23 protein-coding genes are annotated in these 23,376 nt (G+C 39.7%); 10 read left to right on the plus strand and 13 right to left on the minus strand.

The features are described from left to right. Nucleotides 1-5: 5 nt before the first annotated feature. Both HII17_RS18555 and HII17_RS18560 read left to right on the plus strand, forming a co-directional pair. A complete protein-coding gene (locus HII17_RS18555; protein WP_169076871.1) occupies nucleotides 6-755 on the plus strand; it encodes a class I SAM-dependent methyltransferase in 750 nt (249 codons plus the stop codon). A gap of 141 nt (nucleotides 756-896) precedes the next feature. Further along, nucleotides 897-1,469, plus strand: coding sequence for a VOC family protein (locus tag HII17_RS18560; RefSeq protein WP_235938956.1), 573 nt, complete (start codon nucleotides 897-899; stop codon nucleotides 1,467-1,469). Nucleotides 1,470-1,591: 122 nt separating this feature from the next. Here HII17_RS18560 and HII17_RS18565 read toward each other — a convergent pair whose 3' ends face one another. Further along, the gene (locus tag HII17_RS18565; RefSeq protein ID WP_211185424.1) at nucleotides 1,592-4,315 is read right to left on the minus strand and encodes a hybrid sensor histidine kinase/response regulator; all 2,724 of its coding nucleotides are present in this window, start codon (nucleotides 4,313-4,315) and stop codon (nucleotides 1,592-1,594) included. 294 nt (nucleotides 4,316-4,609) lie between these two features. On the opposite strand from HII17_RS18565, the gene HII17_RS18570 reads away from it, so the two are divergent. The 3 genes from HII17_RS18570 (at nucleotide 4,610) to HII17_RS18580 (ending at nucleotide 7,783) form a co-directional block, all read left to right on the plus strand. Next, entirely contained in the window at nucleotides 4,610-5,050 is a 441-nt protein-coding gene (locus HII17_RS18570; RefSeq protein ID WP_169076873.1) for a hypothetical protein, read from the plus strand. Continuing rightward, nucleotides 5,050-6,135 (plus strand): porin family protein, encoded by a 1,086-nt coding sequence (locus HII17_RS18575; RefSeq protein ID WP_169076874.1) that lies wholly within the window; start codon nucleotides 5,050-5,052, stop codon nucleotides 6,133-6,135. The genes HII17_RS18570 and HII17_RS18575 overlap by 1 nt, the downstream gene beginning before the upstream one ends. 91 nt (nucleotides 6,136-6,226) lie before the next feature. Next, nucleotides 6,227-7,783, plus strand: a complete 1,557-nt coding sequence (locus tag HII17_RS18580) for an aspartyl/asparaginyl beta-hydroxylase domain-containing protein (protein WP_169076875.1) — start codon at nucleotides 6,227-6,229, stop codon at nucleotides 7,781-7,783. 6 nt (nucleotides 7,784-7,789) lie between these two features. Here HII17_RS18580 and HII17_RS18585 read toward each other — a convergent pair whose 3' ends face one another. Further along, entirely contained in the window at nucleotides 7,790-8,416 is a 627-nt protein-coding gene (locus tag HII17_RS18585) for a HEAT repeat domain-containing protein (RefSeq protein WP_169076876.1), read from the minus strand. A 182-nt stretch (nucleotides 8,417-8,598) separates the two neighbouring features. On the opposite strand from HII17_RS18585, the gene HII17_RS18590 reads away from it, so the two are divergent. The 4 genes from HII17_RS18590 (at nucleotide 8,599) to HII17_RS18605 (ending at nucleotide 10,925) form a co-directional block, all read left to right on the plus strand. Next, nucleotides 8,599-9,348, plus strand: a complete 750-nt coding sequence (locus tag HII17_RS18590) for a hypothetical protein (protein WP_169076877.1) — start codon at nucleotides 8,599-8,601, stop codon at nucleotides 9,346-9,348. A 9-nt stretch (nucleotides 9,349-9,357) separates the two neighbouring features. Continuing rightward, nucleotides 9,358-9,744: a hypothetical protein gene (locus HII17_RS18595; RefSeq protein WP_169076878.1), complete on the plus strand. Its 387-nt coding sequence runs from the start codon at nucleotides 9,358-9,360 to the stop codon at nucleotides 9,742-9,744. A gap of 97 nt (nucleotides 9,745-9,841) precedes the next feature. Continuing rightward, nucleotides 9,842-10,393 carry a phage tail protein gene (locus tag HII17_RS18600; RefSeq protein WP_169076879.1) on the plus strand — a complete coding sequence of 184 codons (552 nt, stop codon included), beginning with the start codon at nucleotides 9,842-9,844 and terminating at the stop codon, nucleotides 10,391-10,393. Between the two features lie 64 nt (nucleotides 10,394-10,457). Next, nucleotides 10,458-10,925: a GNAT family N-acetyltransferase gene (locus HII17_RS18605; protein WP_169076880.1), complete on the plus strand. Its 468-nt coding sequence runs from the start codon at nucleotides 10,458-10,460 to the stop codon at nucleotides 10,923-10,925. 61 nt (nucleotides 10,926-10,986) lie between these two features. On the opposite strand, the gene HII17_RS19360 is transcribed toward HII17_RS18605, so the two are convergent. From HII17_RS19360 to HII17_RS18630, 5 genes are all read right to left on the minus strand, one after another. Beyond that, the gene (locus HII17_RS19360; protein ID WP_169076881.1) at nucleotides 10,987-11,682 is read right to left on the minus strand and encodes a response regulator; all 696 of its coding nucleotides are present in this window, start codon (nucleotides 11,680-11,682) and stop codon (nucleotides 10,987-10,989) included. Between the two features lie 26 nt (nucleotides 11,683-11,708). Then, a complete protein-coding gene (locus HII17_RS18615) occupies nucleotides 11,709-12,011 on the minus strand; it encodes a hypothetical protein (RefSeq protein WP_169076882.1) in 303 nt (100 codons plus the stop codon). A gap of 103 nt (nucleotides 12,012-12,114) precedes the next feature. Continuing rightward, nucleotides 12,115-13,473 carry a porin family protein gene (locus HII17_RS18620; RefSeq protein ID WP_169076883.1) on the minus strand — a complete coding sequence of 453 codons (1,359 nt, stop codon included), beginning with the start codon at nucleotides 13,471-13,473 and terminating at the stop codon, nucleotides 12,115-12,117. Further along, nucleotides 13,439-14,038 carry a hypothetical protein gene (locus tag HII17_RS18625; RefSeq protein ID WP_169076884.1) on the minus strand — a complete coding sequence of 200 codons (600 nt, stop codon included), beginning with the start codon at nucleotides 14,036-14,038 and terminating at the stop codon, nucleotides 13,439-13,441. The genes HII17_RS18620 and HII17_RS18625 overlap by 35 nt, the downstream gene beginning before the upstream one ends. Then, nucleotides 14,035-15,633 (minus strand): ATP-binding protein, encoded by a 1,599-nt coding sequence (locus HII17_RS18630; protein ID WP_169076885.1) that lies wholly within the window; start codon nucleotides 15,631-15,633, stop codon nucleotides 14,035-14,037. The genes HII17_RS18625 and HII17_RS18630 overlap by 4 nt, the downstream gene beginning before the upstream one ends. A 335-nt stretch (nucleotides 15,634-15,968) precedes the next feature. Between HII17_RS18630 and HII17_RS18635 the strand changes: the two genes are divergently transcribed. Beyond that, entirely contained in the window at nucleotides 15,969-17,225 is a 1,257-nt protein-coding gene (locus HII17_RS18635; RefSeq protein WP_169076886.1) for a serine protease, read from the plus strand. 67 nt (nucleotides 17,226-17,292) lie between these two features. Here the strand turns inward: HII17_RS18635 and HII17_RS18640 are convergent, their stop codons facing one another. From HII17_RS18640 to HII17_RS18665, 6 genes are all read right to left on the minus strand, one after another. Further along, nucleotides 17,293-18,159, minus strand: coding sequence for a YicC/YloC family endoribonuclease (locus tag HII17_RS18640; protein ID WP_169076887.1), 867 nt, complete (start codon nucleotides 18,157-18,159; stop codon nucleotides 17,293-17,295). A 292-nt stretch (nucleotides 18,160-18,451) separates the two neighbouring features. Next, a complete protein-coding gene (locus HII17_RS18645; protein ID WP_169076888.1) occupies nucleotides 18,452-19,480 on the minus strand; it encodes a permease in 1,029 nt (342 codons plus the stop codon). Next, nucleotides 19,473-19,895 (minus strand): MerR family transcriptional regulator, encoded by a 423-nt coding sequence (locus tag HII17_RS18650; RefSeq protein WP_169076889.1) that lies wholly within the window; start codon nucleotides 19,893-19,895, stop codon nucleotides 19,473-19,475. Before HII17_RS18650 ends, HII17_RS18645 begins: the two co-directional genes overlap by 8 nt. 120 nt (nucleotides 19,896-20,015) lie before the next feature. Then, nucleotides 20,016-20,939, minus strand: coding sequence for a DM13 domain-containing protein (locus tag HII17_RS18655; RefSeq protein WP_169076890.1), 924 nt, complete (start codon nucleotides 20,937-20,939; stop codon nucleotides 20,016-20,018). A gap of 86 nt (nucleotides 20,940-21,025) precedes the next feature. Further along, complete coding sequence (locus HII17_RS18660; protein ID WP_169076891.1) at nucleotides 21,026-22,738, minus strand: GMC family oxidoreductase; 1,713 nt, start codon at nucleotides 22,736-22,738, stop codon at nucleotides 21,026-21,028. Further along, nucleotides 22,735-23,376, minus strand: coding sequence for a gluconate 2-dehydrogenase subunit 3 family protein (locus HII17_RS18665; RefSeq protein WP_169076892.1), 642 nt, complete (start codon nucleotides 23,374-23,376; stop codon nucleotides 22,735-22,737). The genes HII17_RS18660 and HII17_RS18665 overlap by 4 nt, the downstream gene beginning before the upstream one ends.

Here is a 23,376-nt window from a genome sequence, read left to right on the forward strand (position 1 = left end):
AGTTAATGCCACTTAGTCGACACTTTAATCAAGGCCGCTTACTGTATTTTACTCAAGGTGCAGATGCAATCAGTGTTTATGAAAATGATCATATGCGCTGGCTAGCTTTTGATGATGTCGTGCAAAGTGCTGTACGGCTTAAAAAACCACACCAACTTACTTTTCCCCATCAGTGGGCACTGTTAATGCCTTTGTTATCTTTTACGCCTAGCAATATTGTCGAGCTGGGCCTTGGTGCTGGTAATCATATTTTATTTAGTCAATGGCTAACTGCTGATATCAATCACAAGGTAATTGAAGCAAACCCTAACGTTATTGATATTGCCCTGCGCTACTTTCCCATAAGTGACGTTAAAGAAAACTTAGTATTAAACGACGCAAAACAATGGTTGGTCAATGAAAAGACATTAAGTGATGACTGGTATATTTTCGATATTTATCAAAAAGCTAAGTTTCATGATACGTCTTACAATGAATTACTCAAACAATTTATTGACTACTTACCTTACGGCAGTATTTTGTCGATTAATTTTCCAGAAGTTACTCAGAAGGAACTCATGTTTTGGCTCGCAATCGCAGGGCAGAAAAAGTCGCATAAGTTACAATGCTACACCGTACCTCGCTATAAAAATATTGTTCTTCACCTAATCCCAACATCACCTAATAATAGCCTGCAGCAAAAATCACACTTGCCTAATCGGCTACAGCACTACTGGCGGCGATATCAACTTCAGTTTGGCCTAGTTGCAAGTTAAACACGCTCTACAAAGGCTTTTTGACAAATGATAAAGCATTGGTTCTCAATCCAACGCATGGTAACTAACTTAACTAGTTAATTGCAGGCGATAACTGTGCAGGTAGTTAATCAAATAATGTATTCGGTTTAAGGAAAAGAAATGAACAAAATCGCTTTTTTTTGTATGTTGACCTTATTTCACGGGTTAGTGTTTTCGACAACGTTACTAGCAAAGCAAGTACCTGAGGAAGAGCGTATTCCTGTCGATATTCGTCGTACTACATTTATCGTGAATGATGCGGAAAAATCATTAAAACTTTATAGAGATGCATTGGGCCTAAAGGTAATTTACGATCAAATGATCGAATCTCCTATGTCAAATGGCGAGACAAGAAAACGTCGTTTAGTTTTACTTCGCGCTAACGATGATTTTATTGGCGCTATTGGCATACTCGAATACATTAACCCGCTGAAACCTCAGCGTAACGAAACCTTTAGTGAGCCTGTACCTGGCGACCCAATTATTGTGATTAATGCCAAAGATTTAGACAAGCGCTGGCCAACTATTGAAAAATCACCCGGAGTAAAAGTCATTGACGCCCCCGATGTAGTGCACTACCCACGCGCAAATGGTGGAAAAATAGCGGTAAATGTTTCAATGATCAGAGACCCTGACGGCTATTGGCTAGAAATAAATCAACTACTTGATAAACCTGCCAGTGACAAAGATTAATTAGCTCCCATTAAACATACAAATTGACAAAAACACCGTCATAGCTATAGACGGTGTTTTTATGCTTAATGCCAAAAATTACTATAATGTCAGAATTTTTTGGCTAATACTGTTTGCCACTTCTAAGTTAAAGATTCGATTTCACTGTAGAGCTTATCGCCTTTAACTGGCTTAGGAATATAAGCGTTCATTCCTGTGTCAAAACAACGTTGGATATCATCATCAATTACGCTCGCCGTTAAAGCAATAATTGGCGTTTGATTCAGCTGCTGTGCTTTTTCAAATTCACGCAGTTCAATAGTTGCAGCAAAACCATCTTTAACAGGCATCATCAAGTCCATTAATATGACATCAAAATTGTGATCATCACAATATATATCCAGCGCTTCTTGCCCATCATTAGCCACCTGGTATTGATACCCCGCCTTTTCCAACAATAAAATAGCAACTTTCTGATTTATTTTATTGTCTTCCACTAACAGCACTTTAATGGCTTCACCCGAATTTTTTTCAGGTATTGTCTGCTTTGCTTGTCGTGTCACATTTTGCGATATAATTTGCTCATTTGAATGGCTCGACAACAACTTATTATTAGATGGCTCTTCTGGTTTTCCTATGACTTCGTTGGGCTTACAATTTTGAATTAAAGTTCGTTGACAACTATCTAAAGCGCGTATTAAGCGGTTACCTAGTAGTGGATAGGTCACTATCGACGATATTTCAATATCGAAATCTGCATTGTCATTGTTTAAGTGTTTAACTAAACAAAGTGCGCTCGAACTTCTATTTAACTGCTCAAGCTGTGATAGTGTTTCAGGCGTTAATTGAACTTGATTTTCTACGTAAATAATGATGTGTTGTTGCTGAACATTGCATGCTTTATATGACGCTAAAGAGTCAAACTTTCCGGTTAAATGAACGCCAAGAAAATGCATTTCTTTAATGAAACTCTCTTGCATCTCAGTTCTTTCGCATACTAAGAAAATATCGCTATATTGATGTTTACTCTTATTACGTTCAGAGTTTTCAATATCCTTAAGCGATAACGAAAAATAGAAACGGCTACCTTTATTTTTGATCGATTCAACGCCAATTTCGCCGCCCATCAACTCTATTAGTTGACGACTAATTGTTAGCCCTAAGCCTGTGCCAGAAAACTGCTTAGTAATCGATGCATCTTCTTGTGCAAATGCGAGAAATATATTGTGTTGTTGCTCGTCACTGATACCGACCCCCGTATCAGTCACTTCAAACAATAATTGCACCTTCCCTTGTTGTTCTCCTAAATAGGCCAGTTTGATCTTAACGCTGCCGTTGCTCGTGAATTTAACAGCGTTTGACAACAAATTCATAAGCACTTGTCGAATACGATGATCATCAGCCATTACTCTATTAGGCACTTTCTCATCAATAGTTAGGCTCAGAGCCAAAGACTTTTCTTTTATTTTAGGGCTGACAATCGCCGCTATGTCATACACCGATTCTCTAAGTGATGTTGAATGTTCGCTAAGACTAAGTTTGCCAGACTCAATTTTTGAAAAATCCAACACGTCATTTATCAGACTCAATAGCAATTGCGAAGAGGTGTCTATGGTATCAACATAATCTTTTTGAGCTGCGGTCAACTGGGTTCCAGCTAAGACTTCAGACATACCTATAACACCGTTTAACGGCGTACGAATTTCATGAGACATATTGGCTAAAAAGCTACTTTTCGCCCTACTTGCCGTAATAGCTTCTTCTTTTGCTAATTCTGCAGTATTTTTGGCTTGAACTAGGTTTTCTTGCTGAGTCCGGCGTTCTAACATCAGCCGTTCAACCTCTTTTGCAAATCGACTTAACTCATCATCTCCTTCAACTTTGCTCACAAGCGATTGAGCCTTAATATTGTCTTCTTGAAGATATTCCAACACCAAGGTTAGCTTATTCGCCACTCGTCTGGCGACATTAATACCGGCAATCAATACCAGCATGATAACAACAACAATTACCGAAAATAAAATAACTCTACTTTGTAAAAAGCTTTCTACTTCTTTATTTACAACTAAAAGAAATTGTTGAGAAATCTCATTCGCGACAGCTTTAAAGAGCGCAAGTCGAGCGGCAAAAGCAGCATTTCCTTGAGCAATATCTTGTGGTTGTAATTTTCCCGTTAAATGTTGCGCAAGCAATTGCTCTCTGTATAAAGCAGTTTGCTCAAACGCTGGATCTGAAAATGCTTTTAACAGTAAGTTTACTTGATGTTCATTTGCATTCATGATCACAAAACGCTCAACAAAAAGCTGTTGGTTTTGCATTAGCCCTTGAATGTCTTCTCTGACCTGTAAAGCCAAATCTGCATCTGTACTAGCGTACGCAATAAGGCGCTTACTTTGCCAAGCTTCTTCTACTGCCCAAAACACCATCCATTTCAATTGAAATAGCGCTTTTAAGTGGCTATCAATAGTCGACGTTGAATTGTTTGAAGCGCTTTTTTCAATGTCTAATAATAACTCTTGATAGGCTTCAATTTGCCACAAAATATTGTCATTTCGTGTTTCAATATTTTCTGCAGTTAAAACTGACCACACAATTTCTTGATATTGCTCTAAAAGCATTAAATGTGGTTCGAGATCATCACCTGAAAATATAACATTTGCGCTTCGCTTTAAATCGTCAACCAATTCACCGTGGCGTTCTTTGGGTGACTCGAAGGTATCAAGATAAGAAATTTCACTTAGCTGCGTAAGTGACTGCAGAAACTGCGCGGTTTGTTTTGATTTTTCTAACGCTTCAACTTGTGTGTTTACATCGTTAATTTGGCGTCCAGCCAAAATCACGATAACGATGGCTGGGATGATTACCATCCACCATATTTTTTGCCTGATCGAAAGCTTTGTCCAAAAAGTCAAAATGGGTGTCCCTTTCCACTTTATTACTACTACCCTGTTAGCTTAGAACATATATTTATAAATATCCTATCAATTCAGTGAAAATATTTACTATTTTTGTAAGAAAATAATCGTGTTAATTCATTAGTTTGCTTATTTTTTTAAATCAACTACCCTTTGAGTTACTACTAATGGAATTTGAATCACAAGTACTGGATGTTCTTTCTAAACCGCCTTTTACCTCTTCTTGAAAAATTGCATCTTAAACCAATGCAATTTCTAGTATTGCTTATTTTTATCTCTTTTCTCAGCAACACTAGTTACGCACAAACAGGCCACTCTTACGCTGTATTTACCCTAAACCAAGATCTACCTAAGTTATCAAAAAGTAAAGCCAGAATGCTGTTTAGAGGCAGAGTTAAATCTTTGCAAGGCACTCGTATTGAATTAAGTGACTGGCCAAGTGATCACAAGATTCGCAACGAGTTCTATCAAAAATTATTAGGAAAAGACAAAGCACAAATGAACGCACATTGGGCCAGTTTATCATTCTCAGGAAAAGCACGTCCGCCAAAAGAAATTAAACAAGACTCTATGGAGGTACTATTACTTTGGTTAGAGGCCAATCAAAACCGCATTGGGTACGCGCCAGTTGATGCGCTGCCTAAGCATGCTAACGTGCTCTATGTTGTTCAAGGGGAAGGGTTATAATGAAAATGGATTTTATTAAGGCATATTTATTAGTGGTTTCCTTCGGTGCTAATGCTGCAGTTGAAATCACCGAAGATTTAACATTAAGCGGGTTTGGCTCTACATCTTGGGCTAAAAGTGACAATGATACGCCACTAATCATCAACCGAAGTATAAGTGACGATAACTGTTGGGACTGCGACACGACATTTGGTTTACAGCTTGATTACTTTAACGATGCTTTTAAAGCATCTACGCAAATAGTAAAACGCCCTCAAGACGACTGGAGCGACCCCGAACTCGAATGGGCGTATTTAGGCTATGCGATTGGTGAAGTTGAATTTAGGGCAGGTCGATTACGATTACCGGTTTTTTTAGCATCCGAATATTATTATGTGAGCCATGCCTATAAATATGCGCGCCCGCCTGAAGAGCTGTATAACTCTATACTAGGTATTACCGCATATAACGGCTTTAACGCAGTATGGAACTTCGATGTATACGATGAATATCAGGTCTCAATTTCTCCCTTTATTGCATTTGAAGATGACAATACATTCGATATCAGTAAAACGTTTGATGTCGCTGTTGATGTAGAAGATATTGTCGGCGTATCAGCCTCTGTTAATGGTGATAATTTTAAGTGGAACTTTGCGTATTTCGATGCCAACTACGATCAAAAATTCATTCTGAGAAATGCTATTCCTGGTATTCCTTACTTAGAAATTGATCAGCCAAACCGCAACTTTGAACTATATTCGTTTGGTGCAGAGTATGAACTTGGCCAATGGACATTAGCGGCTGAACGCCAGCTTGGAAATGTAAGGTCAACTTGGTATGCCAGCGCTTCTTATCGATATAACCAACTGTCTCCTTATATTTTATATGGCGAAACGAAGACCAAACGAACAGATATAACTGACTTTGATGGCAAATCTGGAAGCAGCTTTGTTGCTGGCCTGCGATATGACATACGCTATAACTTGTCGGTGAATGTAGAATGGCAAAGCTTCAAAAGTTTTGGCGGGCAACGAGGTTCATTTGTTGAAACACCACAAGACAGTGACGCCAATATGTATACCGTAATGTTTAGTTTTGTATTTTAGTCCGATATCACTATAAGAAATAAGCGCTAAGCTTACTATTAAGAATTCAAGCTTGGTAGCGGTAACTAATAGAAAGTGAGTAGCTGAAAGAATGGATGCAAAAAAGTTACCTATTCGCTGCAGTATCGATGCGTTATTAGAAGACCTTAAAAACATAGAGCGAGAAGACTGGCTTGATCATTTTGTACCTGATAACTACTCAGGCGAATGGCAAATATTAACATTGCGCGGCCCTAAAGGAGAAACTCACCCAATTCGTCTAGCCTATTCAAATCCCAATCAGACAGAGTTTGAATACACACCTCTAATAAATTTCACTCCTAATATCCGTGCCCTACTAGAGCAGTTTAACTGTACAGTTAACTCAGTACGACTAATGAAACTCACTAGTAAATCAATCATCAAGGAACACAGCGACTATGACTTAGAAATTAGTCAAGGTAACGCACGACTGCATATTCCACTAGTAACCCACCCTGATGTCAATTTCGTAGTGAATAATCAAAAGACTGAAATGAAAGCAGGTGAATGCTGGTACTTAAATCTTGCGAAAAAACACTATGTCGAAAATTTCAGTCCTCTCGATAGAATTCACTTAGTCATTGATGTCAAAGTGAATGACTGGTTAAGTTCTCTCATGACAGAGAAAGTACAAAACAATGACACCCCTACACAACAAAAACTTTCAGACTTGGCTAAAACTTTGTTAAATCAAAATTTGCAGCCAGATACTTTAGAAAAAGAGCTTTCATTATTTGTAACATTGCTATTGAGCTTAACCCCTGAAAACTTAAATTCAAATACACATCAGAATACGCAAACAACACTGGGCGTTGCATTATCTCCTGAAAATGCATTTGAATGTGCTAAAGACTTTATTCGAACAATTAAATTTATGAGGGGATTGAGCAGCGCAATAGTTAATAAGTCGAAACCAACAAACACTAAGCCAGTTGAAGTGATTTATGCAGGCTGCGGACCTTTAGCTATTATAGCTATGCCAATAATTCTTTTGAATAAAATACCCATCAAATTAACGGTAATCGACATTCATAAGGCCTCAATTGACTCAGTACAATCGATTATCGAAAGTTTAGATAAAACACAGTTAATTAATGACTTTCTTTGTAATGACATTGATAGGTTCATCATTAAAGCAAACGCACAACCAGACGTAATATTGCTAGAAATAATGCAAGCTGGATTAGAAAACGAAGCACAGGTCGCGCTTAGCAAGCACCTATTAAAGCAAGCACCTGAAGCAACTATAATTCCGCAGAAAATAGAAGTTGATGCTATATGGGTCGATCCAAAAATAGAATTCAGTACGGCAGATATAGAAGAGAAGCGACTTAAAAGAACCCATTCACAAAATATCTTAGCGGTAGATAAAGATTTGCTGCTTAACTTACCAACTAAAGCAACATATATAGAATGTAAAGATATCTATGTACCACAAGTCTTAGCCGACAATTATACAGCAATGCTGAAAACAGAAATTAAGATTTACGATGATATATCACTTAAAGATAACGAGTCGGGATTAACTAGCCTTAGAATAATTCCTCACCAATTCACCGCCGGCGCAGACAATAAAGTTTCTGCCAAATACTACTTGTGCGAACATCCTTATTTCGACTTTCAATAATGAAAGTTATAGCAGGCTTGCACCGAAGTCTCTAACCTCTTGATTCGGGTCTTGGGTCGCGGCATGTTGTATAAAAATTAATGCAACATCGTGATAGCTCAACCTAGCTAATGCCATTAGCGCTTCTTTCTTTATTTCACTTGACTGAGCTGACATTATTACTTGCCCTAAGATTATTGCAGACTCTTCGTTACCGACTTGCGCTAAACCTTCTATAGAAGCCAGTTTAACAACGTTACTTCTATCTCCTAGCCCAATCGCAATATTTGTCGAAGCACCTTGCATTACAAAATGCTCTATCGCTACTAACTTTTCATCGTCATCACTTTCAGAATTAAGAATCGCTCTAGAAAAATCATTCGCATCCATATACATAGCTTCTGGGTTTTCAGCAAGTAATGACCTTGTTGATGGAATATCCTGCCGTTGAGAATTCTTAGGTAAAGACACATTATCTACTTCAACTTCCATTAGTGAATTTTCTGGCAAATCAATGTTACTAGTTACTAATGCCTCAATATGCTTAGTTTCGCTTACTTCTTTTTCAGGACTTTCTGTATGAAGCAACAAATTAGCGAGCCAACCAACTAATGTCCCGAGTAAAAAGGCAAAACATAGCCCCACCCTATTCATTTAAAATTCCTTAAAAATCTATTTGTTACTCTACAAAGCATACATTTTTGTCTAAATATTTTACAAACTGTTTATTGATTATAATATAACCAACCGTAAGTGATTGTTTTTTATACATCGGCATGCTTTATGCACTGGTGAGTCCTGATATAAAAAGACAAACGAATAAAGTAAGGATAGCTATGATTGATAAATTGAATAGAAAATTAAGAGTTTTAGTACTGACCTTGCTAATACCATTTGCAAGTCATGTTCATGCTGGCTTAATTGAAGCCAATGTAGGAAATCACTTATCTGGCTTGCTCGATGGTAGCTTAGTTGCCTTACCAGATATTAATAACGCACAGCTCGGCCAGCCACTGCCATTCGATAAAATTAATGGTGCCGATGAACCCCCATTGCTTCCACCACCACCAGATGTTCTGCCTGAGCCATTAGATCCAGGTCCTGTCAGTTGGTTGTTTAATTACGGTATTATTACTGACACAATTTTAAGCGCTACGCTGTCGTTTGGCATCTGGGATTTAGATTCAGCATCATCGGGGTCACAATTGCAAGCCTTCTCTATGGGCGGTCTAGATCACACCGCACCACTCGACGGACTATTTGAAGGTGCTGCAACCGTTGATAGCCAATATAGTGTATTTAATATTGCTATTGATGCAGCTCAATTTGCCGCTCTTGCCACAGGTTCATTTGGTGCTTCTTTGGATATAGGTGGAAGTGGCTTGGTGAGTCCTCTGTTCGGTCCATTTGCTGGACAAACAATTCAAACCCCTGGTAATGGCTTTGCGCTTATCTACTCTACATTGACAATTAATACGCAGGACTCTACCCCTCCACCGCCACCTGGACAAATACCAGAACCTAATATCATTGCTATGTTTTTGCTGTCGTTGTTAGCACTAAGATTAAAACTTGCTAAAAAATAAGGATTCAAAATGATTAGCCGACGACATTTTTTACACAGTGCTGGCGCTCTATTTGCCGCAAGTGCAAGCTCAAGCGTATTTGCACTTCCTAAATTTTCTTCGTTAGAGCGTGAGGCTGTTTCTCAGCTAACACACTACCGAGAAAAAATTGGCGACACGTTCTATGCAAGAGCCGAACATGGCACGCTTGCTTTAACTCTTGTTGATATTGAAGATCAATACGAAAACGATATATATCAACAATTTGTGCTGGTTTTTGATACTCAAGGAAATTCTTGCGCAGACGAGCTTTACAAGGTTACCCATGTAAAATCGTTTAATTCGAGCCTATTACGACTTGATAAAAGTGATACCGATAATCGACTCGTTAAAAGTAGATTTTGTTTATTAAAGTAAATAATTAACAACTAAATATAAACGGCTGCAGTTAGTCGCAGTATTCTTTACGAAGTCAAAAAGGAATTGCTAAGCCACAAGGAAAAGAGGAATTATTATGTCTGAACCATTTATTGGCCAAATTATGATGTTTGGCGGCAACTTCGCCCCAAGAGGCTGGGCACTATGTGACGGTCAACTACTATCAATTGCAAGCAACTCGGCTTTATTTTCCATCCTAGGCACTATGTATGGTGGTGACGGAAGATCCACTTTTGGATTACCCGACTTAAGAAGTAGAGTTCCAATGCACGCTGGCAATGGGCCAGGTCTTACTCCTAAGTCACTAGGACAAAAAAGTGGAACTGAAAACGTGACAATGACTACCAATCAAATGCCACCGCATAACCATGGCGTCACTGCAGTCGCGCAAGCAAATAGCACTGGAGGAAATGCGAATACCGCAGTAGGTAATGTTTGGTCAAATGATGCCGGTTACTATTCTGCAACATATTCCTCCGATACCGATAGCTTAGCCCCGATGGCTAACCAAGCGATAAACGTGACTGAAAACACTATGGGGGGAGGTCAATCACAAACCAATTTGCCTCCCTATCAAGTCGTTAACTTCATCATTGCATTGGTTGGTGTATTTCCTTCAAGGAATTAGTTTATACGATCATTTAGAGGAGCCTTGAGCTCCTCTTTTTTATTGCAAAATTAATAGTTATTTTATGGTAGTCAGTTTTAAATTAGTTGAGCCAAAACAGTCTCCTAGCTGTATTGAACAAAATTGGCTGCCGTATTTTGAGCAACAATTTTCAGCTATGCCAATACAAGTAGCCTCTCAACTAAGCGCTTTACAAGTAAAAGCTAAAGTTCGGGACTACTTTAATCGTTGGCCCAATCTAAACACCTATACAATAATTCGCCAAGGTGAAAGTACAGGCTGCATATTGATCGCTGCGGAAAATGATGTGCTCCACATTATCGACCTTATTGTACTAACACAATTTCAAAACCAAGGAATTGCAAAGTCGACGCTAGAACAGGCTATCGCTTTAGCGTCTGAAAGACAGTGTTCGACTGTTCAACTATCTGTAGCAAAAGAAAATCATGCAGTTAACTTATATCGTGCCTTTGAATTCGACGTGATAGACGAGTCTGTTTCCCATCTATCTATGGAGTTAAAATTAACCTAAAAACAATGCTTTAAAAAAGAAAAAATAGCAGTATCACAGCATGTATTTAATCAAGGAGAGACTAGGTCGCTAATTGATAACCGACATTACGCACTGTTTTGATAATTGCTGGCACCTTTGAGTCATCTCCTAGCTTTTTTCGAATCCGAGAAATGCGTAAATCGATTGATCTATCTATGCCATCGTATGGGAGGCGAAATATTTTTTCGTGAAGCGTTTCTCTTTTTACGATATGGCCCACTTGCTTAGCCAATAACCATAGCAAATCGAATTCAGCACTTGACAGTGAGACGTTTTCATTGCCATTCAATACCGTACGATTGCCTGCGTCTAACTTTATTTTCCCTTCAAAACAAAAGATACAAGACTCTTGGGTAACTTGCTGAATTTTAGTCTGACGTCGAATTTGAGCCCGCAAATGTGCCAATAAAACCCTAGGCTTTACCGGTTTGGCTAAGTAATCGTCCGCCCCTACTTCCAACCCCGTTACTTCGTCAATATCATCACCTAGAGCCGTTAACATTACGATCGCACCATTAAATGATGAACGAATATTTTTACAAATAGTTAAACCATCAATATCAGGTAACATTAGATCGAGCACAATAACGTCAGGCTGGTGAAGATCGATATGCTCATTAATATGCTTACCATTGTGATAAGCAAACACCTGATAGCCGTTGGTCGACAAGTATTGCTCAATAAGTTGAGTCAACTCAACATCATCATCAATGATAAGTACGGTATTTTTATTCACGCCGGCTCCGTAAAATTAATGGCTAATCAAAGCGAAATTTTATTCGTTAAAACAAAGTCAGTTCTTAGTGGCGGCAAGTCAAATGCTAGCCATATTTTATGCGGTAACCGCCGGCACTTATCGGGTTTAACCCTAGTAATCGTGAGCTTACCTGCCGAAAATTGCAAGTTAAGAGAATCATTGTTAGTACAGCCGTTAGACGTTACTCGAACATTGATTTTCTGATTACTAATCTCTACCCCATGCACTTTTAGCTCGCTACTCGCATGAGTTTCCGCTGTCCAAAAGACTAAACCCATAATTAAGATACCCGACCAACCTATACGCATCACGTTACCCCCTGTCTATTCATTCACTTCAATTAAATATAATTCGCCAAGCGACTAACAGTGATGTTATTTAGCGTATTGTATCCAAATGTAGCAATGGAAATTAAAACCGGTAAGTCAACGATGCTTCGATGCGTCGCCAGTCATCTTCTCCAAAACCTAGCTCGATTGTATTTTTGGAATAATGGCCATTTAAACTCAAGCTAACATTGTCATTAAAATGGTATTTCACGCCCGCCCCAAAAGAAGTTTTATCTTCCTTTGACCAGTTAACGAGTTCTGGATCATCAATTTTATAGGTTAGCGCATAATTGTTTAGTGAGATGTATGCACTTAACTGAGTGAATGGATAGTAATAAAGTGCAGCAAAGACAGTATTATTGTTATATGAGAGAAATGCATCGTTTGCTCGCAGCTGTTTATGCCGTAACCCTACCGACGCTCTAAGTTTATCTGATAACGAATATGAGTACTCAAACCAAGGCATGGTGGTTTTTGCATTGCTATAAGATAACGCTGATTGATAATGTTTTTGTGCAAAATCTACCGCAAACTTAAACTTATGTTGATGAAATGGCAGCGTTATTGCAATACGCTCTCTGGTATCAGTTAACAATCGACGACCGTCATTGTAATGAATACTTACTTTTGCTCCTGCTTCTACTAACCAGTGATTTACTCGCAATAGATAAATAGAAGTGTCGGCACTAATTCGGTTATATTTACTCTTTTTATCATCGTCAATCTGACGAAATTCTGTCGATAGATCACTGTCCCAAATAAAAAACGTTGGTTGTTCAAACCAAGAAAGAGAATCTAAAGGCCGATAGCGATAGTTAGCATTTACAAACTCGCTTAAATAACTTGATTCTTTGCGGCTAGTTTCGTTTTCGCGGCTAACAATGTCATAGCCATCGGTATATTCAAAGTCACCAAATTCGGCGTCTTCCCAAAGTTGGTCATCTAAATCATCACTTAGCCATGAACCATCTTCAAATTGATAGTCTTCAACAATTAATACCGGAAAGTGACTATTCACGACGTCGTGACCTAACGACGCTCCAACATCAAATACCCAACGATGCGCTGAAAGTGGTTTGCGCATTTTGCGCACTAAAATTTGTTTTAATTTCTCTAGTTTCTGCTGCTCTAACTCATTCAGCTGTAGAGACTCGATATACAATAAAACAGACTCTGCTCGTTCGTACTCTCTTAGCTTGATAAAGTTCAGGACCAACTCTAAGTTTATACGTTTATGCGTAGCATGTTTGTCGCGTAATTTAAAAAGTATATCAACAGCCTTCCAATGTTCCCCTGCCTTTCGGCTTTCAATGGCCTGCTTTAATTGAACGTTGCTTTTAGTTTTAGACCACCCTTGTGAGGGAAACAAAGATCCTGCTAAAAACAATAGTGCAATCAAAGGTAGTCTAAAGTTCAATATCATCAATATCGTCGTCTTCATCTGTTACCAGTGGCACCTCGTCACCCCAATTATCAATTTCAATGTCGAAGTCGGTTAGATCGCTATTGTCTAATTTATTAATTAGCGCCTCTTCTTTTCCCTTAATGCCGACACCTTGTTGATCTGTTAATTGCTCTTTAGTAGGAATACTGGGATTCACCACACTGCTTTTAATCGCACCTTGTTCGATTTCTTTATCAAGTTCGTTTAATTCATCATCCAAAAAATCAAAGCCGTCATCAAAAATAACATCTTCAAACTCGTCTTTAGGCGTTAACGTGTCTTTGGTTTCTCTGTCAAATTGAGAGTCGAAGAATTCACCTTGAAGAGTAGATTCAATATGCTGATTCGAATCCATTCTTTGTAATAGTTCAAGCTCTGAGTCAAGTAAGTCAAGATTTTGCTGATCAAAAGACTGCAGTATTTTTGCTTCTCTGGCTTTTTCATTTAGCAACGCATTGGCTCGTGTTTCTGCCTCTATCTCAAGTAGTGCCTCATCAGTAGTACTGCTGGCAAATGCAGCACTACATAACACACAGATCAATAGCAGTATCATCAACTTCATAGTGTCGACTCCACAGGCAACACGTTATTCTTAGGCCAAACTAAGCTAATTTTGGAGCCTCCCAACTCACTAGACTCAACAAGTACCTGCCCTTGATGCCAGCGAGCAATTTGCTGCACGATAGCAAGTCCTAATCCATAGCCACCTGTTTTACGATCACGGCTTTCATCTACTCGTGCAAAAGCTGTTAGTACCTGTTGTCGGTTTTCTTTCGGAATGCCTGGGCCGTCATCTTCCACCCAAATAAAATAATTGGACGCTTGGCAATCAAAACCTAAACGAACTTGATGGTTGGCATACTTATAAGCGTTCAACAGTAAATTACTAATCGCACGCTGCAGGTATTTTGGATCAGCCCAAACTATATCGCTATCGATTGCACTAATAGACACCGCTATTGCTCCTGCCGCATGCTTATGCAAAGCAACGATATTAGCTAAAAATTCATCTACAGGGAGATGCTCTTGATGCAGTAATGGCTTTTCGGCTTTTAGCTTTGAAAAGGTCAGCACTTCATCGATTAAATTTTCGAGTTCATCTAGGTTTCGCTCAATGCCACCAATGTTCGACGTGAGTTTTTCATTTGGCTCTAGAACAGCCAGCTGAAACCTTACACGTGTAATTGGCGCTCTTAACTCATGAGAAATTGCACGTATCATATCGGTTTGTGCATTGATCAACTTGTGTATGCGCGTTGCCATATGGGTCACCGTATTTGATAATTTGCTAATCGCATCGTATCCAGTTTGAGGCGTTACGGTAATTTCTTTATCTTGAGCAATTTGTTCTATTTGTTTATCAACACTAGCAAGGCGATGCTCTAGCGGACGCACCAAATAAAAACTGGCTGCTGCCATTAGCACCAAAATAGTTAAGACTATTGCGACTATTAACGGCAATGGGAACCAATCAAAAAAAGGAATGCTGCCCAATACAAGCGTGTATGAACTATTGCCTAATGGGGCATAAGCTTTCAATGTAGGCGTATTAGTTCCAGAAACATTTAAGACAACGGCAATATCTCCTTTTTTTACCGTGCGCTTATGTGAAGTCGCAATTGTAAGTGCTTCAAGCTTTTGTAATTGTATAGGGTAGTCAAATAACGATCTGAGTTTCACTAACGCTTTAACTCTTGCCTCACCTTTATGGCGGCCAAGTTCGTTCAACATTAAAAACGCACTAATTCGCACCAGTGATGTACCGTAATCATTTAATTGCACAGATAAATAAGCCTGTTCTTCCGGTAGTAATATATAAACTTGGCTGGTAGAAAGATTGGTATTAACTTGGTACAAGAATTTATCACGCAATAACCGACCAATTTGATGTTCAGTTAAGGCACGTTCACTAAATTTATGCGATTCAAAATTTAAATCACTCAAGCGTTCAATTGCAGAAAGCCACTGTTCTCTATTAGCCCCCTTATGTCGAGAAATGCCTTCTCCGACAAGGCGAAATGTACCGCTATAGTTATGGTAGATATGTTCGGTGATGCGATATTTACTTAGAGAATATGTTGCAAGCGCAACAAGGCATGTTATTAGCAAAATAGCCAATAACATGCCCATATAAATTCTGAAAAAAATACTTTGCATCTAATTATCTAACTTAGTCGTTAACACTGAAATTTACCCTATGCTTATTGTGGTATGAACCACACTACAACGCCAGCATATTTATTTAGCGCTAGGTAACCTAATGTATCCAAATGTAGCACGTGTTGAACGCTGCCATAACATATAGAAAGGTCCACAAGCTATAAAGCACCGCTCATTTCTTCAATTTCCCTAGTAGTTCCCATAAGTACATAACGATACATCTTGATGATTTTTACCACTATTTAAGGACCTCTCACCTTTTAATAATGAACTTGCTTCACAGCAATGGTGAATACCAAACATATTACAAACAAGGATAAGAGGTAACGAACATGTTAAGACTAACGTTATTAACGACAGCAATTTTATTGAGTACGTCGACTTATGCGGCGCAACCAACAACCAAAATTAAATCAATTAATGTATCTGACACTGCTAGGATTGTCGGCGGACAAGAGTCATCACAAAACGGCAGGCCATACCAAGCCTCGGTACAAGGTACAGACGGTTATCATTTCTGTGGTGGTTCAATTGTCGCTTCAGATATGATTTTAACCGCTGCACACTGTTTAGAAGGTGTTAATGGTGAAAACCCAAATATGCAAGTACGCGTAGGTACTAACAAGCTCTCTGGGAATGAAGGGGAAACGATTGCAGTAGCCAAAACTTATACTAACCAAGAATATCCTAACCTTTCTAAAGATGTGGCTATTTTGAAGCTAGAAAAAGCAATAACCCACCAGAATACTCAAATAGTTAACTTAGTTGACCAATCGTTCGTCGATGCCAATATTCAAGCGGGCACCGCATTAACGGTTTCCGGCTGGGGAACATTAAGCTCTGGCGGCCAGTCCCCTGACAAACTAATGGAAGTTAGCGTTCCATTTGTCACTAACGAAGTATGTAACAGTAGCGAAGCATATGGTGGCCAAGTACAAGACACAGAAATGTGTGCTGGTTTAAAAGAAGGCGGCAAAGATTCATGTCAAGGTGACAGTGGCGGCCCATTGGTATTTGAAAAAAACAATGAATACTACCAAGTGGGTGTTGTGAGCTGGGGAGACGGATGCGCAGCAGAAAACAAATACGGGGTTTATGGCGACGTTGCCAAACTACGTACATGGATTGACAGCGCAATGAGTGGCAATGAACCAGTTTCAGGATTAGCTGGCGGCGATAATAATGGTGGTGGTGACTATGCCGACGCGACATTTATCGCGTTCCAAGAGCAAGTAAGCTACACAGTTGATGAAGAGCAACTGCAACTTGTATTAGATGTGCCAGAAGGCGTAAAAGTAATGTACATTGCAACAACCGGAGGTGAAGGCGACGTAGATATTACCGCAGAGAGAACCGCATCAGCACCTGAATTTAACGATGAAGGCCGAGCAGGTAAAAAGACCAACCGCTGGGATAACTGGGATGACTGGGGGGATTACTGGGATATGCCGGTAAGTTTTTTCTCTTCGGAAACCCAAGGTAATGATGAAACTATCATTATAGAAGCGCCAGAAGCTGGTGAATGGGTAATCTCACTAAGCCAGTTCAGTGACTTTAGCGATGTAGAACTAACTATTTTTGTTCACTAACCCTTCAGTGACGAAGACGAAAAGAAGGACCTTTTCGTCTTATTTCACCGCAAAAGCCTTACTTAACCTACTCAATATTCTGGATCTGCTCTCGCATCTGCTCAATTAGCACTTTCAGCTCTACGGCAGCGTTGGTGATATCTGCATTAATCGACTTAGAACCTAATGTATTCGCTTCGCGATTAAATTCTTGCATCATGAAGTCTAAACGGCGCCCCTGTGGGCCACCTTTTTTCAGAATACCGCGTGTTTCTTTTACATGTGAATGAAGACGATCGATTTCTTCATCAACATCCATTTTTTGTGCAAGCAATACAAGTTCTTGTTCTACACGGCCAGAGTCAGGCTCAACACCTGCATCATTGAATTTTTCAACAATACGCTCTTTTTGCCACTGAATAATTTCCGGCATATGAGCTTTTACTTTTTCTGCTTGTTCAGAAATTCCTTCTAAGCGCTGTTCTATTAGCGCTTTCATATTCGTGCCTTCACTCGCACGTGCTGCAATGAAGTCTTTTAATGCTTGGTCAAACCCAGCAAGTATTTCGGCTTGAATGGTGTCCATGTCAGCTTCTTCAGCTTCCATCACACCTGGCCAGCGCATTATTTCTACAGGGTTAAGCGCGGGATTCGCAGCAAGCTTACTAATGGTATTGGCGTGGTTTACTAATTGTTCTGCGAGTTTTTCATTTAGAATTAGCTCACTTTTTGCGGCAGGGTTTGCCGTAAAGCGCAGTGCACACTCGACTTTTCCTCGATTAAGTGCTTTGCGAAAGCGTTCTCTTAAAACTGGCTCTATGCCACGAAATTGTTCGGGTAAGCGAAAGTAGGTTTCTAAAAACCGTTGGTTTACCGAGCGAATTTCCCACACAGCGTTACCCCAATCACCTTTTACTTCATTACGAGCAAAGGCAGTCATTGAATGAATAGACATAATCTTTCCTATTAACTTTTTTATAAGAATGAATCGGGAAGATTATGCCTGAGCAAAGCGCATTTAGCTAATACTGCTAATAACAACCAGGTTAACTAACCTCAGGTTTGGATAAGAAATAGTGAAAGTTACTAATTTTTATAGCCATATCGAATCATTTTGCTGCTAGTGAGGAATTTTTGCTGAATACAAGGCGGATTTACTTGCAATAGCTAGCCTATTGCAAGTAAATGTTAACGCAGAAGTCGGTGAAAATAACCACTAGAAGCACATTAGTTATCCACATCTGAGGTTAATTAATATTGATTAACCAACCGATCAGCAAAATTTGTGGCACGGTAATTAGCGGCAAGAATAGTGCTATTTTCCAGCTTTTCGTTGTATCTTTTAGCACCATCACTTCGGTGTAATCGGTTGACGCGCCTGCCATTAAAAATGTAAAAGCATTGCCCGGCGCATTCGCGCGAGTAATTAAATCAGCTGCTATGGGCGTTGAACCTTCCGAGCATACTTCAATAATGGTTGCAGCAAGTAATGTCAGTAAAAGTCCACTCGTAGTAGCACCATACCACTGACTAAAACTTTCTGGGGGTACAAAGGCTCTGATCATTGCGATCAAAACAATACCTACCATTACCCATCGAAATATCATTTGCGAATCTTTTAACCCGTTAATGAACATGCTAAAAGTTGCGTTTGGTGAATAGTCCGCCTGCTTAAGAAGCTGTTTTAACGCGGGCATAATTTTGAAATCTTCGTCGAACGATTGGCTATTAGGGTTTTTAGGAAGCGTTCCTTTTTGCTCTAAACGATCAAATATATATCCACTGATCCAAGCGACCACTAAAGACAATAAAATAAACAATAGCGTCAATTGCCAGCCAATTAAGCCAAACAGGATGAAGGTTAAAGTGAAGGAATTCCATGGGCTTGCAATAATAAACGCCATCACTTGTCCTAGACTTGCGCCACGTTCATACAGCTTCATACCCACCATTAAAATGCCATGATTACATAAATCAAAAAGTAACCCAGCAAACGTTGCTCGTATAAGGCCATTAACGGTATGCCCTTCACCTATTGTTGCTAAGATAATTTCTCGAGGTAGACGCCCCAACCAGCCAACAATAAATACACCTAACGCCATACCTATCCACATTGCATCGAGCATTTCTACTGTGGTAGCACTGATGATAAAAAATTTACTGGTTGAAGCTGATTGAAACCAATAGCTAACAAATGAAATGGCGACAATGCTTGTTGAAATGAGCAGTAACCAATCAGTTTTCTTTTGTTGTTTCGATGGGCAACAATTATTCATTGGAGCTTTCCTCCTGAACGAATGTTTCGATTAAATGACAAACTTGATCACCACTTGGGGTGCAATCAGGTAAAGATTGCCACTCGACCATGGCTTTTTTCATTTTTTGGTGTGTCGCCACCATGTCATTAATTTTTTGCTCAATCTCATCGATGTGCGATTTCATTATTTCCCGCACTTTAGGGCAAGGAGCTAGCCCAGACTGGGACTGAGTGATGAACACCTCAATATCACGCAGCGAGAATCCTAACGACTTTGCCTGCAGAATAAACTTCAAGCGCTTAATATCGGCCGCACCATATTCTCGGTAGCCATTTTGCGCATTTCTATGTGGTGTTAATAGTCCGATTTTTGTGTAATAACGCACAGTATCCGGATTAACTTGGCAGTTTTTGGCAAGCTGATTAACTTTCATGGCGGTTCACTTTATTTGAAATGTTAAGCAAACTATAAAGCTGTGACTTACTCCTAAGTCAACTTAACATTTGCAGTAATGAATCTAAAGGCGTGCCATATGGTTACTCGGGTGAAAATGTTAGGGTGAAAATGTTAGGTTGCCAAAGTCAGCGCTAAACTCAACGCACCAAACACTTAAAGAATTAATATCGTTTAGCGTTTTACCTTCAGGCAATTTAATAAGCAAATTTGCATTTTCATAAACGGTACCATGCAGAGCACTTCCCATTGCATATGCATCTTCACCAGAAAATTCTTGGTTTAATGAACCATAGAAATATACGACAGGGCCTTGCCCGTCATAACTGAAGTTAGTTATTTCAATGGTACAATCATCAATGATTCTTGCCGTGCCAGAAACGTTGTGAGCAATTGTTTGAAAATCGCCTGAATAGCCTACTTTCGCATGAGTACTCTCACATCCCGACGCTAAATCATAACCAATGCTTTCTAAGGTTTGACGAAAATGAAAACTTGCTTGCTCTGCTGGAATAAGCGATTGATGTACTAACGCGACATCTAATAGGTACTCATTTACTTCCGCTTCAAGATTATCACTTGAAAAATCAACCATTAAGCCTTGCGCTAAATCGTGGGCTTGCGCTGGAATTTCAATGCCATTTGAAGGTTCACCATCAGCATCTAACGACTGCAACAACCTAATCATATTGATGACGCGAATGTCTGCTACATCTTGACTAGTGAATATTTCAAGCGGTGTAATCAGTTCAGCTGCAACAATCTGGGGAAATTCAATATCACCTATTGAAAAGCGAATAGCTTCTCCTTGCTGAAAGGTAAATTCGCCTAACTCATTGGTAAAGCCACTTTGCGTATTAGTTTCAAACGATAAACCCGATACTGCAGCATCGACAAACACTCCTGTGAATACCGGTGGCTCTGTCGGCTGTTCGTTTACCGTGGTTGATTTACTACCAGAGCCACCACCACACGCAGTGAGAGTGAGAGTGAAAGCCAATACTAAATAAAGTACTTTGTTCATAATATTCGATCCTGTTTTCTTTTTTGAACAATATGAAGCGTTCTTGGCGTTAAATCCTCACAAAAGTATAACATTGCCCTCTCCTTCTATACTTTTACAGAACGTTGCCAACGCTGCTTAATGTGCTCGGCAACCCTAAAGCTATTGGCGTAAATAGTATAGGTATAAGGAACGCTGCCACCTGTCGGCATGAATGAGCCGTCGGTAACATACAAATTATCTACTTCGTGTGCTTGGCAGTTTTTATTTAATACAGAGGTCGCAGGGTCATTACCAAACCTGCAGCCTCCAGCCATTAAATTTGTTGGCGGATAGCTACTCACAGAAGAAGACACATTGGTTGCACCTAGTTGGGTTAACACGGTTTCAGCCTTTGCTGCTAAATATTCACCTACTTTTAAATCTTGCTCATGATAACCAATACGTACTTTTGCTACCGGATCGCCCCACTTATCTGTCACTTCATCATCAAGTGCAACAAAGCAATCATCTGTTGGCATCCAGTCATTGAATACTTCAAAACGCAAAGTGCGATAGGTGGTAAATTCTTGTGTTAGGTTTGCTTTTAATTCCTCACCCCACACCAATTCATCATCGTCGCCGTATTGTGAGCCCATGGCCCGCGCAATAGGATTTTGATGGAAAAGAAAATCTATGGTGCCGCCTTTGGCTCTACCTTTTTTATTGATACCGTTAAATGCTGTATCTTCTATTTCATACCAGTCTTGTAATGCTCTATTCACAAACGGGCCAACGGCAGTTAATTGTGCAATTTGAGCTTCACTCAATTGGCCAAAATCAAAGTCGCCACTTCCCGTACCGCCAGCACTAAATACTAAATTTTTACCAACTTGCCCGTTATTATTTGCTAAGCCATTAGGAAATTTAGGACCTTTAGATGCCAATAATAACCGTGATGTTTCAACCGCTTGGCAAGCAACTACATAAATATCAGCTAGCGCTTTTTGTTTATTCCCTTTGGTATCGTAAAACTCAATACCCGTAATTTCACCTGTAGCATTTGAGGCAATATTGAAAACTTTAGCATTCGGTTTAATGGTCAGGTTACCGGTTGCCACCGCATGATTGAGTAGTGCTGCTCTCGCACTACCCTTCGCACCTGAAGAACAACCATAGCTACTGCAATAGCCAGAATATTCACAGCTTCTTCTACCCATTGCTGGCTGAGAGAGTACTGCTCTAGGCACTGGCATTGGATGGTAGCCCAACTCTGTAGCAGCTTTATCTATCCAACTCGAAACAGGATGCTCAGCAATTGGCGGATAAGGAAAGGGGTTTGACCTTGGCTCTTGATGCGGGTGATCAACAACCTTACCGGAGACACCCACTTGTTCATCAACCATGGTATAAAACGGCTCCATTTCTTCATAGCTGATTGGCCAATCTTCAACATTAGCACCATCTACTTCACCAAAAGTAGACTTAAGTTTGAAATCAACCGGCTTTAGGCGATGAAAATAACCACTCATAAAATTTGAAGAGCCGCCAACAACATTACCATTCCAAAAACTCCAACCAGAGTTTTCTGTGGATTCTCCTTGCCAAAAGCTTGTGCCGTTTTCTCTTTCGTACTCTTCTTCAATGACATGGCGTTCATCACTAAGCGATGGATTGTAAGCATCACGTAAACTAATAGCCAATTCATCTTTATAGAATTCTTTTTCTGTCAGCCACGGGCCTTTTTCTAACACTAAAACTTTCGCCCCAGCTTTCGCTAAGGTATAAGCTACAGGTGAAGCGCCAGCACCACTACCTACGATACAAATGTCATATTTCATGCTTTTCGTTTGTCCTCGGTAGCAATATTTTTGATGGAAATTTGGTACTTACCAGGTATTTCATAAAAGCGTTTGCCTTTAGGTGGTAACGGAAATCCTGCCTGATGATTGAGCCACTTCCAGCCTATTCCATCGGGGTTTCCTCCATAACTTGGTGGCGACAACATGGCTTCATATAGATAATTAATTAAAGTATTTATCCAATTATTACCTGCTTGAGAACCAGAAATTTTTCTTAGCAGTTGCTCTTTTTGTTCAGTGTTTAACACGACAAAGTTGCTATTTAACTGACTCTGGCTAAAGCCATTGAGCCAGCCTACACCTTTAAAAATAAAGGCCTTTTCTTCGGAATCAATAGGCTGCTCGTCAACCACATTGAATAAATACGCTAGCGCTTGAATATCTTTTGCGCCCGGCCCAGATTCGGATTGAGGAAGTAAATGAGACAACACCGCGTCTAAAGTTAGCCATGGATCTTGGCGCTTTAATTGATTTAATGCTTCACTTTTTTCAGCTGACCACACTATAGGGATAGCGCTTGTCGCGGTAACGCCTGCGGCGGCCTTTAACATAGCTCTGCGTGATAGCTTGGCTTTAAGCCAGTCAGGTGTTTGATAATCGTTATTAAAAAAGGACAT

Origin of the sequence: Thalassotalea algicola (genome assembly GCF_012932965.1) — a bacterium.
GTDB classification, from domain to species: domain Bacteria; phylum Pseudomonadota; class Gammaproteobacteria; order Enterobacterales; family Alteromonadaceae; genus Thalassotalea_F; species Thalassotalea_F algicola.

What these genes read in the sequence shown, in the direction of transcription:
- HII17_RS18615 (WP_169076882.1), bottom strand. Translation starts at nt 12,011, where the DNA reads ATGCGTATAGGTTGGTCGGGTATCTTAATTATGGGTTTAGTCTTTTGG.
- HII17_RS18590 (WP_169076877.1), top strand. Translation starts at nt 8,599, where the DNA reads ATGATTGATAAATTGAATAGAAAATTAAGAGTTTTAGTACTGACCTTG.
- HII17_RS18580 (WP_169076875.1), top strand. Translation starts at nt 6,227, where the DNA reads ATGGATGCAAAAAAGTTACCTATTCGCTGCAGTATCGATGCGTTATTA.
- HII17_RS18575 (WP_169076874.1), top strand. Translation starts at nt 5,050, where the DNA reads ATGAAAATGGATTTTATTAAGGCATATTTATTAGTGGTTTCCTTCGGT.
- HII17_RS18625 (WP_169076884.1), bottom strand. Translation starts at nt 14,038, where the DNA reads ATGAAGTTGATGATACTGCTATTGATCTGTGTGTTATGTAGTGCTGCA.
- HII17_RS18565 (WP_211185424.1), bottom strand. Translation starts at nt 4,315, where the DNA reads ATGGTAATCATCCCAGCCATCGTTATCGTGATTTTGGCTGGACGCCAA.
- HII17_RS18655 (WP_169076890.1), bottom strand. Translation starts at nt 20,939, where the DNA reads ATGAACAAAGTACTTTATTTAGTATTGGCTTTCACTCTCACTCTCACT.
- HII17_RS18630 (WP_169076885.1), bottom strand. Translation starts at nt 15,633, where the DNA reads ATGCAAAGTATTTTTTTCAGAATTTATATGGGCATGTTATTGGCTATT.
- HII17_RS18600 (WP_169076879.1), top strand. Translation starts at nt 9,842, where the DNA reads ATGTCTGAACCATTTATTGGCCAAATTATGATGTTTGGCGGCAACTTC.
- HII17_RS18645 (WP_169076888.1), bottom strand. Translation starts at nt 19,480, where the DNA reads ATGAATAATTGTTGCCCATCGAAACAACAAAAGAAAACTGATTGGTTA.
- HII17_RS18660 (WP_169076891.1), bottom strand. Translation starts at nt 22,738, where the DNA reads ATGAAATATGACATTTGTATCGTAGGTAGTGGTGCTGGCGCTTCACCT.
- HII17_RS18570 (WP_169076873.1), top strand. Translation starts at nt 4,610, where the DNA reads ATGCAATTTCTAGTATTGCTTATTTTTATCTCTTTTCTCAGCAACACT.
- HII17_RS18635 (WP_169076886.1), top strand. Translation starts at nt 15,969, where the DNA reads ATGTTAAGACTAACGTTATTAACGACAGCAATTTTATTGAGTACGTCG.
- HII17_RS18620 (WP_169076883.1), bottom strand. Translation starts at nt 13,473, where the DNA reads ATGAAGACGACGATATTGATGATATTGAACTTTAGACTACCTTTGATT.
- HII17_RS18640 (WP_169076887.1), bottom strand. Translation starts at nt 18,159, where the DNA reads ATGTCTATTCATTCAATGACTGCCTTTGCTCGTAATGAAGTAAAAGGT.
- HII17_RS18595 (WP_169076878.1), top strand. Translation starts at nt 9,358, where the DNA reads ATGATTAGCCGACGACATTTTTTACACAGTGCTGGCGCTCTATTTGCC.
- HII17_RS18665 (WP_169076892.1), bottom strand. Translation starts at nt 23,376, where the DNA reads ATGTCCTTTTTTAATAACGATTATCAAACACCTGACTGGCTTAAAGCC.
- HII17_RS18605 (WP_169076880.1), top strand. Translation starts at nt 10,458, where the DNA reads ATGGTAGTCAGTTTTAAATTAGTTGAGCCAAAACAGTCTCCTAGCTGT.
- HII17_RS18650 (WP_169076889.1), bottom strand. Translation starts at nt 19,895, where the DNA reads ATGAAAGTTAATCAGCTTGCCAAAAACTGCCAAGTTAATCCGGATACT.
- HII17_RS18555 (WP_169076871.1), top strand. Translation starts at nt 6, where the DNA reads ATGCCACTTAGTCGACACTTTAATCAAGGCCGCTTACTGTATTTTACT.
- HII17_RS18585 (WP_169076876.1), bottom strand. Translation starts at nt 8,416, where the DNA reads ATGAATAGGGTGGGGCTATGTTTTGCCTTTTTACTCGGGACATTAGTT.
- HII17_RS18560 (WP_235938956.1), top strand. Translation starts at nt 897, where the DNA reads ATGAACAAAATCGCTTTTTTTTGTATGTTGACCTTATTTCACGGGTTA.